The sequence below is a fragment of the Vibrio sp. 2132-1 genome (assembly GCF_033344315.1).
In genome coordinates this window covers 1-605 of the sequence record NZ_JAWPON010000549.1, presented here as the reverse complement: position 1 = coordinate 605, position 605 = coordinate 1, and the positions used below count along the sequence as shown (strand labels likewise).

The window sequence follows — 605 nt, the reverse complement described above, 5'->3', positions numbered from 1 at the left end:
TCGAGCATCATCTGGGATCGACGTTGCTGGCCGTGCATTTGTACGGCTCTGCACTCGACGGTGGCCTGAAGCCATGCAGTGATATTGATTTGCTGGTTACTGTGACTGCACAGCTCGATGAGACTGTGCGGCAGGCTCTGTTCGTAGATTTCCTGGAAGTTTCCGCTTCTCCCGGCCAAAGTGAAGCTCTCCGTGCCTTGGAAGTTACCATCGTCGTGTACGGCGATGTTGTTCCTTGGCGTTATCCAGCCAGACGGGAACTGCAATTCGGGGAGTGGCAGCGCAAGGACATTCTTGCGGGCATCTTCGAGCCCGCGACAACCGATGTTGATCTGGCTATTCTGCTAACTAAAGCAAGGCAACACAGCCTTGCCTTGGCAGGTTCGGCCGCGGAAGATTTCTTCAACTCAGTCCCGGAAAGCGATCTATTCAAAGCACTGGCCGACACCTTGAAACTATGGAACTCACAACCGGATTGGGCAGGCGACGAGCGGAATGTAGTGCTTACTTTGTCTCGCATTTGGTACAGCGCAGCAACCGGCAAGATCGCGCCGAAGGATGTAGCTGCCAACGGGGTAAGGAGACGCCTGGCCGTCCAACAAGAG

The 605-nt window shown here is 55.0% G+C and carries 1 protein-coding gene; it reads left to right on the top strand.

Translation table 11 applies throughout. The features are described from left to right. Positions 1–605, top strand: a 605-nt coding sequence (locus R8N47_RS26580) for an AadA family aminoglycoside 3''-O-nucleotidyltransferase (protein ID WP_318186283.1), incomplete at both ends; no start/stop codon positions are given.